The 8,644-nt window shown below is 59.4% G+C and carries 9 protein-coding genes and 1 riboswitch; of the genes, 5 read left to right on the forward strand and 4 right to left on the reverse strand.

Translation table 11 applies throughout. From position 1 onward, the window contains the following. The first annotated feature begins 2 nt into the window (after positions 1-2). Genes OP496_RS08395 through cyoE form a run of 3 tightly spaced genes read left to right on the forward strand, consistent with a single transcriptional unit; the run spans position 3 to position 1,856 of the window. On the forward strand, positions 3-620 hold the full coding sequence (locus tag OP496_RS08395; protein WP_280563120.1) for a cytochrome o ubiquinol oxidase subunit III: 618 nt from the start codon (positions 3-5) through the stop codon (positions 618-620). Continuing rightward, a complete protein-coding gene (gene cyoD / locus OP496_RS08400) occupies positions 620-955 on the forward strand; it encodes a cytochrome o ubiquinol oxidase subunit IV (RefSeq protein ID WP_280563122.1) in 336 nt (111 codons plus the stop codon). The genes OP496_RS08395 and cyoD overlap by 1 nt, the downstream gene beginning before the upstream one ends. A gap of 13 nt (positions 956-968) precedes the next feature. Then, entirely contained in the window at positions 969-1,856 is an 888-nt protein-coding gene (cyoE, locus tag OP496_RS08405; protein WP_280563138.1) for a heme o synthase, read from the forward strand. Between the two features lie 69 nt (positions 1,857-1,925). Here the strand turns inward: cyoE and thiC are convergent, their stop codons facing one another. Beyond that, the gene (gene thiC / locus OP496_RS08410; RefSeq protein WP_280563123.1) at positions 1,926-3,857 is read right to left on the reverse strand and encodes a phosphomethylpyrimidine synthase ThiC; all 1,932 of its coding nucleotides are present in this window, start codon (positions 3,855-3,857) and stop codon (positions 1,926-1,928) included. 82 nt (positions 3,858-3,939) lie between these two features. Next, a riboswitch (TPP riboswitch) is annotated at positions 3,940-4,069 on the reverse strand. Positions 4,070-4,190: 121 nt separating this feature from the next. Here thiC and OP496_RS08415 point away from each other — a divergent pair. Next, on the forward strand, positions 4,191-5,072 hold the full coding sequence (locus tag OP496_RS08415) for an NAD(P)-dependent oxidoreductase (protein ID WP_280563124.1): 882 nt from the start codon (positions 4,191-4,193) through the stop codon (positions 5,070-5,072). On the opposite strand, the gene OP496_RS08420 is transcribed toward OP496_RS08415, so the two are convergent. The 3 genes from OP496_RS08420 to OP496_RS08430 all read right to left on the reverse strand — a co-directional run bounded on the left by OP496_RS08420 (position 5,069) and on the right by OP496_RS08430 (position 7,704). After that, positions 5,069-6,247 carry a PQQ-dependent sugar dehydrogenase gene (locus OP496_RS08420; RefSeq protein ID WP_280563126.1) on the reverse strand — a complete coding sequence of 393 codons (1,179 nt, stop codon included), beginning with the start codon at positions 6,245-6,247 and terminating at the stop codon, positions 5,069-5,071. The genes OP496_RS08415 and OP496_RS08420 overlap by 4 nt on opposite strands. Positions 6,248-6,310: 63 nt before the next feature. Continuing rightward, positions 6,311-7,237 carry a lysophospholipid acyltransferase family protein gene (locus OP496_RS08425; RefSeq protein ID WP_280563127.1) on the reverse strand — a complete coding sequence of 309 codons (927 nt, stop codon included), beginning with the start codon at positions 7,235-7,237 and terminating at the stop codon, positions 6,311-6,313. A 98-nt stretch (positions 7,238-7,335) separates the two neighbouring features. Then, positions 7,336-7,704: a VOC family protein gene (locus OP496_RS08430; RefSeq protein ID WP_280563128.1), complete on the reverse strand. Its 369-nt coding sequence runs from the start codon at positions 7,702-7,704 to the stop codon at positions 7,336-7,338. Positions 7,705-8,181: 477 nt separating this feature from the next. Between OP496_RS08430 and OP496_RS08435 the strand changes: the two genes are divergently transcribed. Next, on the forward strand, positions 8,182-8,469 hold the full coding sequence (locus OP496_RS08435; protein ID WP_280563129.1) for a hypothetical protein: 288 nt from the start codon (positions 8,182-8,184) through the stop codon (positions 8,467-8,469). Positions 8,470-8,644 lie beyond the last annotated feature (175 nt).

Raw genomic sequence — 8,644 nt, forward strand, 5'->3', positions numbered from 1 at the left:
TTATGACGACGCAAACCTTGAATCAACATGACGCTCATGCTCATGACGAGCATGAGCACCACGATGCGGGTGCCATGAAGGTATTCGGCTTCTGGGTCTACCTGATGAGTGACCTGGTCATCTTCGGGAGTCTTTTCGCGGCTTATGCCGTGCTCATGAAGGGCACGGCGGGTGGCCCCTCTGGGGCCGATATCTTCGAGCTCCCTTTTGTTCTTGTCGAAACCTTCTTGCTGCTGTTCAGTAGTTTCACCTATGGCATGGCCGTACTGGCCATGCACAAGGACAAGCTTGCACAGGTCCGTGCTTGGCTGATTGTTACCTTCATTCTCGGGGCGAGCTTCGTAGGGATGGAGGTCTACGAGTTTCATCATCTGATCGTCGAAGGTTTCGGGCCTGATCGTAGTGCTTTCTTGTCAGCGTTCTTTACGCTGGTCGGAACGCATGGCCTCCACGTGACCTTTGGTCTGATCTGGATGCTGGTAATGATCGTCCAGCTGTCCACGAAGGGCCTTAACGACAAGACGCGGCCGCGCGTGATGTGCCTGAGCCTGTTCTGGCACTTCCTGGATATCGTGTGGATTTGTGTCTTTACCTTCGTCTATTTGATGGGAGTTTTGTAATGAGCGATGCACATGCTTCCCACGACGGTGGCAACCACGGCAGCGTCAAGTCCTATGTGACTGGTCTGATTTTGTCTATCGTGCTGACGATCATCCCGTTTGGGGTGGTCATGACGGGTGGTTTCAGCAACTTGGCTATTGCCGTGACGATCTCGATCACGGCGATTGCTCAGGTATTGATACAGTTGGTCATGTTCATGCACTTGGACTTCAAGACCGAAGAGGGATGGAACGCAGGGTCCTTCATCTTCACGGCGTTGATCCTGGTCATCCTGGTGGGCGGGTCGCTGTGGATCATGCAGAACCTGCACGTCAACATGATGCTAGGTGGGTGAGTCGCTCGGCGTGATGCTCAAACCCTACGTTTCCATTACCAAGCCGGGCATCATCTTCGGCAACCTGATCTCCGTGGCTGGAGGCTTCTTCCTCGCTTCCCAGGGAAGCGTGGATGGAGCGCTCTTTTTGGCCACAGTCATCGGGATTGCGTTGGTGATCGCGTCCGGGTGCGTGTTCAATAATTATATCGATCGCGATATCGATCGTCTGATGGAGCGCACCCAAGAGCGTGTCACGGTCCAGGGGCTGATTTCACCCGGTATCACGCTGGCATACGGCAGTGTGTTGGGCATTGCAGGTTTCTTGATCCTGGCACTGGGCACCAATGCTTTGGCGACGCTGTTCGCCTTGCTCGGGTTCTTCGTCTATGTCGGGCTTTATAGCCTGTATCTCAAACGACACTCGGTCTATGGCACCCTGGTGGGCAGCTTGTCGGGGGCGGCGCCGCCGGTGGTGGGCTATTGTGCGGTCAGCGGCCAGTTCGATCTTGGCGCGCTGACGCTGCTTTTGATCTTCTGCCTATGGCAGATGCCGCACTCGTATGCTATTGCCATCTTTCGCTATCAGGACTATCGCGCGGCGTCGATCCCGGTTCTGCCGGTTACGCGTGGCGTGAGGGCGGCGAAGCATCATATCTTCTGGTATATCCTGGCGTTCGTGGGCGCGACCTTGATGCTCACGCTGTCTGGCTATGCCGGGTATGGGTATTTCGCTGTGGCAGCAGCAATGGGGCTCTATTGGCTTTTCATGGCGCTTCGTGGTTACCGCACCGGCGATGACCGCGTGTGGGCCAAGAAGGTCTTCATCTTCTCGATTTTCATCATCACGGCGCTCAGCATCATGATGTCGATCGACTTTCAGGTGACGGATACCGAAGTACTGATGACTTCGCTACGCTGATCTCACGCCCCTTGCCCGAAATGAAAAGCCACGCCATGCAGCGTGGCTTTTTTCGTCTCGAGCGCGTGTTTACACCTCGCTATATAAATTGCCCCCCTGCGCGCGGAATTTCCCGGCCTGATCGCGCATGCCGTCGAGGCGTGTTCTTTCGGTCTCGCGCGAATCTTCTTCGCTGCTCCTGCCTGTGGGCCACCGATCCTTGAATACATGATCGCGCACTTCATGGCTGATCTTCATCGAGCAGAACTTGGGCCCGCACATGGAGCAGAAGTGTGCCACCTTGGCCGAGTCCTTGGGCAGCGTCTCGTCGTGATATGTCCGCGCAGTGTCTGGGTCGAGCCCTAGATTGAACTGATCCTCCCAGCGGAACTCGAAACGCGCTTTCGAGAGCGCGTTGTCGCGGCGCTGCGCGGCCGGGTGGCCCTTGGCGAGATCCGCGGCATGCGCGGCGATCTTGTAGGTAATGATGCCGGTCTTGACGTCGTCCTTGTTGGGAAGGCCCAGATGCTCCTTGGGCGTGACGTAGCAGAGCATGGCGCAGCCATACCAGCCAATCATCGCTGCGCCGATACCGGAGGTGATGTGGTCATAGCCCGGCGCAATGTCGGTGGTCAGCGGGCCCAGGGTGTAGAAGGGCGCTTCATCGCAGCATTCGAGCTGCTTGTCCATGTTCTCCTTGATCAATTGCATCGGCACGTGGCCGGGCCCTTCGATCATCACTTGAACGTCATGCTGCCAGGCGATCTTGGTCAGCTCGCCGAGGGTTTCCAGTTCGGCGAACTGCGCGGCATCGTTGGCGTCGGCCACTGAACCGGGGCGTAGGCCATCGCCCAGCGAGAATGCCACGTCGTAGCGCTTGCAGATCTCGCAGATATCTTCGAAGTGGGTGTAGAGGAAGCTCTCTTCATGGTGATAGAGACACCACTTGGCCATGATCGAGCCGCCGCGCGAGACGATGCCGGTGACGCGCTCGACGGTGAGCGGCACGTAGCGCAGCAAGACACCAGCATGAATGGTGAAGTAATCCACACCTTGCTCGGCTTGCTCGATCAGGGTGTCGCGGAAAATATCCCAAGTCAGATCCTCGGCGACGCCCCCGACCTTCTCCAGGGCCTGGTAGATGGGCACGGTGCCGATGGGTACTGGCGCGTTGCGGATGATCCACTCACGCGTTTCGTGGATGTTGGTGCCGGTGGATAGATCCATGATGGTGTCCGCGCCCCAGCGGATGCCCCAGGTCATCTTGTCGACCTCGTCCTCGATGGCCGAACTCACTGCCGAGTTGCCCAGATTGCCGTTGATCTTCACCAGGAAGTTGCGGCCGATGATCATCGGTTCGGTTTCGGGATGGTTGATGTTGCAGGGGATGATGGCGCGGCCGGCGGCGACCTCGTAACGCACGAACTCCGGCGTGATCTCCTCCGGCAGACGTGCGCCTAACCCTTGGCCTGGATGCTGTTGATCGAGGATACGCTCGACCTCGTCGGTGCCCGAGTACTTGGCAGAACGAGCCTGACGGCGCTGATTTTCGCGGATTGCGATGAATTCCATTTCAGGTGTCACGATGCCCTGGCGGGCGTAATGCAACTGGGTGACGCTATGGCCTTTCTTGCCGCGCCGGGGCGTGCGGGTCAGCTCGAAGCGCAACTGAGCGAGCATGGGATCGTTGGCACGGCGTTGGCCGTATTCGGACGTGGGGCCGTCGAGGAATTCAGTGTCGTCGCGCGCCTCGATCCATTGGCGTCTCAGTTCTGTCAGACCCCTGCGCAGATCGATCTTCGCGCCGGGATCGGTATAGGGGCCCGAGGTGTCGTAGACCAGTAGCGGAGGGTTCTCCTCATCCTGGCCGGAAGTGCGGGTCGGTGATAGCGATATCTCGCGGAAAGGCACGCGGATATCCGCGCGTGCGCCTTCTACATATATCTTGCGCGAGCCGGGTAGCGCCTGAATGGCGGCTTCGTCGACGCGGGCGGTGTCGGAAAGGAATTGCGGTGATGTCATATGTGCTCCAGGTCATGACGCAAGTCAGGCCGGCGCACAGCGTAGGCGGGAGAAATAAGCAACGACGGATGATGTCCCGACGCTGCGGACTCCGCTTGATCCCTACGCCGGTACTAGCCGGGTCAGGTTCGTCGGGATCCGCCGTGGCACACGCCTTGTTGGCGAGCGCAGGACGATCTCAGCCGGTTCCACCGGCACCCCGTCAAGCTGTCGTCTAGAGTCTAGCAAGATATCGTCCGAATGAAATCCCCTGTGCGATGCATGGGGCAGGGCACGTCAAATCCTCGTTTGCGTGCTAATGTCCAGAGAGAAGCCAGCAAAGGAGAGTTGAATATGAAGGTTGGATTTATTGGCCTGGGGGCCATGGGACATGGCATGGCGCAGCAGTTGCTCGAGGCGGGGCATGAGGTAACGGTATGGAATCGCTCCCCGGAAGCTGCCGAGACACTCGCCGAGCAGGGTGCGAGGATCGCCAAGACATCGGCCGACGCGGCGCGGTGTGAAGTACTGGTGAGCATGCTGGCGGACGACCAGGCAGCGCATCAGGTGCTGGTCGAGGGCAAGGCCATCGAGGCGATGAAGAAGGGCAGTGTTCACGTCAACATGGCCACGGTGTCGGTGGCTTTCGCGCGTGGCATGGCAGCACTCCACGAGCGCCTGGGCGTGGGCTATATCGCCGCACCGGTGCTGGGGCGGCCGGATGTGGCGGCGGCGGGTAAGCTCAATATCATCGCCGCCGGTGATCCGACGCATATCGAACGGGTCAGGCCTGTACTCGACGCCATGGGCCAGGCTGTCTGGCCCTTGGGAGAATCGCCTGAACGCGCCAGCGTGGCGAAAATCGCCGCCAATTTCATGCTCGCCAGTGCCATCGAGTCGATGGCCGAGGCCTCGACACTGACCCGTGCGTACGGCATCGAGGCCAGCGATTTTCTCGATATTGTCACCAATACGCTGTTTGCCTCCCCGGCCTATAAGGGCTACGGCAAGATGATCGCCGAGGCACGTTTCGAGCCCGCAGGATTCACGATGCGCTTGGGCCACAAGGATGTCGGACTAGCCCTGAGTGCGGGGGACGAGCAAAACGTTGCCTTGCCTTTGGGCAGCGCGGTGCGCGATCGTCTGCTCGACGCCCTGGCCAACGGCGATGGCGAAAAGGACTGGTCGGGGCTCGCCGAGGTGGCCGCGCGCCAGGCGCATCTGGACAAGCGCTAGGGTATTAGTCGATACAATCCGGTATCGCCATCGTCGGCGGTGAAATAAAGCGCGCCGTCGCGGTAGGCGATATCGGCGGGGCGTGCCCAGCGCTCCCCATTTTCCGCCTGGAAGCCGCTGACCAGATCGACCACCTGGCCCTGATGACCATCATCTTCGAGTCGAATGCCGACGATCTTGGGAGGACGGCGTGTAGCACGGCCCCCGGATGCTTGTGTGGCCCAACTGCCATGGATGGCGGTGACCATATCCACTTGCCAGGGGTTGTCATCAGGCAGGAAGGTCAGGCCGATGGGGGCGCTACGCGCGGCAAAGGTCGCCACCGGCGGTGCGAGCGTGTCACGCTTGGCAGGCGGTGCCGAGTCGATGCACTCATCGCGCTGCCATTCGCCTTCATTCCATTGATACCAGGGCATGCCGTAAAAGCGCTCGGCCTCGGCGCGCACCAGCAGTTCGGGCGGTGCTTCGTAACCCCAATGATCGGGGCCGTTGTTGTTGAGGTAGAGAACCCCCTGTGGACTCCAGGCCATGCCGATGGGGTTGCGCAGCCCGCTGACGTAGGGCGTCCATTCGGGTGCCTCGCGCGAGGGATCGAGCGCCATTACCCCGCCTCGCCGATCCTCGAAGGCGAGATCTTTGCTGACGCGTTGCGCCGAGCAGTTGCCTTGAAGGCCGAGCGCGACATAAAGCCTGCCATCGGGACCGACGGATAGCGAGCGCGAGGAATGGCCACTGCCGCCGGGTAAGTCGGCGATGCCCTCGAAATCCATCTCCGAAACGTCCTGTCCCGGCGAATACGCCGTGCGATAGAGTCGGTCGGTGGTCGCCACGTACAAGTAGCCCTCATGAATTACCGCGCTGTGCGGATAACTGGACAGCGGGATCTCTGCATCGACTTCGTCATAGGGTGGTTGCAGGCGATACAGGCGCCCTGCCTGGGAGCCGATGAACATCTCGTCTTCGGGGCCAAAGCTGATCAGCCGAGGTGCGCGTAGCGCGATCCGCTTATCGAGCGTGGCGCCATTGGGCACATTGGCCCGTTCCTCATTGCCGTCAACTTCCACTGGTGTCAGTGCCTGGGCCTGGCCTGAGACGGTCATCATGGCGCCCAGCCAGAGGCTGGCAAGCGCCGGCGCGCGTCGCCTCAGCGCTTGGGTAGCGTGGTGAGTGATCATGCACGACTCCTCAAGAAACCCTCGGGAGTAGTGTAGACAACAATCAGCGCTGTGTCTGAGGGCTCAGTAGATGCGAAAGCGCTTGAAGTCGGGGTGCTTGGCAGCTTGTTGCGGGGTCTTGCGAAAGCGCTTGTATTCCCATTGATACTGAGCCGGGTCCAGGGCGATGGCATTTTCCACGCTGGCGTTGACGCCAGTGGCGGACAGCGCCTCGTCGCTTGAGTAGACGCGTTCATCGGCGGCGAGGAAGTGCAGCGCGAAGCCCTTGCCGCCGGGGAGGCGTTTCGCCACGCCGGTGACGACGCGCGCCTCGGTGCGTGCCACGAGCTTGGACAGTAAGGTGGCGGTATAGGCCGGACGCTGGAAGAAATCGGCAAAGACGCCGCTCCCCCAGCTCGGCTCCTGATCGGGGAGAATCCCCACCGCCTCGCAGCGCTTGAGTGCCTTGAGCAGCGAAGCGACACCGCGTGGATTGGTCGGGACCAGCCGGGCCCCCATGCGTTCGCGGCCATGCCGGATCACCGGATCAAGGGCGTCGATCTTGGGAGGCTCGTACATGGCGGTGAATGGGAAGTGGCTGGAAAGCCAGAAGTTGAGTACTTCCCAGTTACCGTAATGTGGTGCCAGCACGATGACACCACGTCCCTCGGCGCGGGCGTCGTCGAGTAGTTCACGGCCGTGCACGGCGCGGATCGAGGTCTCGACGCGTTCCGGGACGGCCATCCAGGCAAAGCCCAGCTCGAGCATGGTTGCCGAGGAATGCGTCAGGCTGTCCCGTGTCAGGCGTTGTTGCTGACGTGCCGGCATATCTGGATAGACATGTCTGAGGTTAATGCGCGTCACGTCACGTTCGCGGCGACTGAAGGTGAGAATCAGCGGGCCGATCAGACGCGCCAACTGCCACAGCCGGTGCGGTGTCAAGCGTGCCAGGGTGCTCCACAACAGGGCGATGGCGCGTGCGCGTAAAGGAAAAGAAACGTCTTCGGACATCGAGCTCATTGCATCATCGGTTACGGCGGACGATAGGGCCCGTATTATACAGATCGCGCGGCGTATGCCTGCCCGCGCGGGCTTATAATCTCATCTTTTCAGCGACGCCGTGGTCGGGAAATCTCGATCAGGTTGCTATCCGGGTCGCGTACGTGAAGCGTCTCGGCGGGATGTTGTTCGTCTGGCCCTTTATCCAGCGGTATCCCGAGTACCTCAAGGTGTGTCTTAACTTCCGTCAGTGGTAGGGCACTACGAAAGCCCAGGGTCTGGTGGCCCGGCGGGACAGTATGAGAATTGCTGGACGTTGCCAGGGAGGTCTGCAGGCGCAAGGCGAAATCGTCCAGGTAGAGGTCGGTGCGTGTCGCATCGTGGTAGCGTGCCTCGAGCCCCAGTACGCGTGTATAGAAATCGATGCTGCGCTCGAGGTCGGTAACGTTTACCACCAGATGGTCGATGGCATTGAGCATGGCTAATTGTCCAAAAAGTGACGGTCGGCCCTCTAAGGGGGCAAGACATCATGCACGCTCAAGGCGGTCTGCATCCAGTCGAAAGATGTACGAGTGCGTATGGCCGTGAGGGCTTGCCGACGAATGCTCGCTGCCGACCAGCATGAGCTGACGAGAACGTTTCCACGTAACGATGTGGTGCTGATGCAGCGCCCGTGACGGTCAATGTCACGGGCGCTGTGAGGGTTCGATCACGAAAACATTAGGGGTTCAAAGCAGAAGAATGCCTTTTGTTGTATTGCCAGGCCCCGGTAGGGGTCTGGTTTTAATACTGTAATAAGCATTATAGGCAGAAAAAGACACTACCTTATGACTTTTTAGGCGCATAGGCTTTGGCTATGGAAGCGATTGCTAGATTCGTTATTGCGTTCATTGTTAGCTTGCTATATAGTTTACTCAACGTTCGCAAGCGAACATGAACACGCAAGGAGATCCATCATGCAAGTACGTACCCTTATTGCCGCCGTTGCACTCGCCGCGCTGCCGATTGCTGCGCAGGCCAGCATCGCTTCTAGCGAAGCACTACAGGTCAATCACGAATCGCTGCAGGCCAACCAAGGTGTCGATCAGGCATCCGTAAGCTTCCAGCAGGTTGATACTTCGGGCGCCGACAGTTTTGGCGTCGCCAAGGCTCGGCACTATATTTCAGTACACAATACCAAGCAGACCGACCTGCCCAGCGATACGCAGGATCAGCCGAAAATCGGTCATCGTGCCGACTGGTAAGGTATTGAGTGACGGCGTCGCTGAGGCGCCTTCTGTGCCAGCATGAAAAAGCCACCCGTCTTTCTGAACTGACCCCTGAAAATTGGACACCACTCCAATCGTAAGGGGTCTTTCCATGACCAGGTATTCGACGGCGTTCAAACTTCGGGTCGTTCGCTACCATGAGCAGCAAGAC

It is taken from the genome of Chromohalobacter sp. 48-RD10 (assembly GCF_029889785.1).
GTDB lineage: Bacteria > Pseudomonadota > Gammaproteobacteria > Pseudomonadales > Halomonadaceae > Chromohalobacter.

What these genes read in the sequence shown, in the direction of transcription:
- OP496_RS08395 (WP_280563120.1), top strand. Translation starts at nt 3, where the DNA reads ATGACGACGCAAACCTTGAATCAACATGACGCTCATGCTCATGACGAG.
- cyoD (WP_280563122.1), top strand. Translation starts at nt 620, where the DNA reads ATGAGCGATGCACATGCTTCCCACGACGGTGGCAACCACGGCAGCGTC.
- cyoE (WP_280563138.1), top strand. Translation starts at nt 969, where the DNA reads ATGCTCAAACCCTACGTTTCCATTACCAAGCCGGGCATCATCTTCGGC.
- thiC (WP_280563123.1), bottom strand. Translation starts at nt 3,857, where the DNA reads ATGACATCACCGCAATTCCTTTCCGACACCGCCCGCGTCGACGAAGCC.
- OP496_RS08415 (WP_280563124.1), top strand. Translation starts at nt 4,191, where the DNA reads ATGAAGGTTGGATTTATTGGCCTGGGGGCCATGGGACATGGCATGGCG.
- OP496_RS08420 (WP_280563126.1), bottom strand. Translation starts at nt 6,247, where the DNA reads ATGATCACTCACCACGCTACCCAAGCGCTGAGGCGACGCGCGCCGGCG.
- OP496_RS08425 (WP_280563127.1), bottom strand. Translation starts at nt 7,237, where the DNA reads ATGTCCGAAGACGTTTCTTTTCCTTTACGCGCACGCGCCATCGCCCTG.
- OP496_RS08430 (WP_280563128.1), bottom strand. Translation starts at nt 7,704, where the DNA reads ATGCTCAATGCCATCGACCATCTGGTGGTAAACGTTACCGACCTCGAG.
- OP496_RS08435 (WP_280563129.1), top strand. Translation starts at nt 8,182, where the DNA reads ATGCAAGTACGTACCCTTATTGCCGCCGTTGCACTCGCCGCGCTGCCG.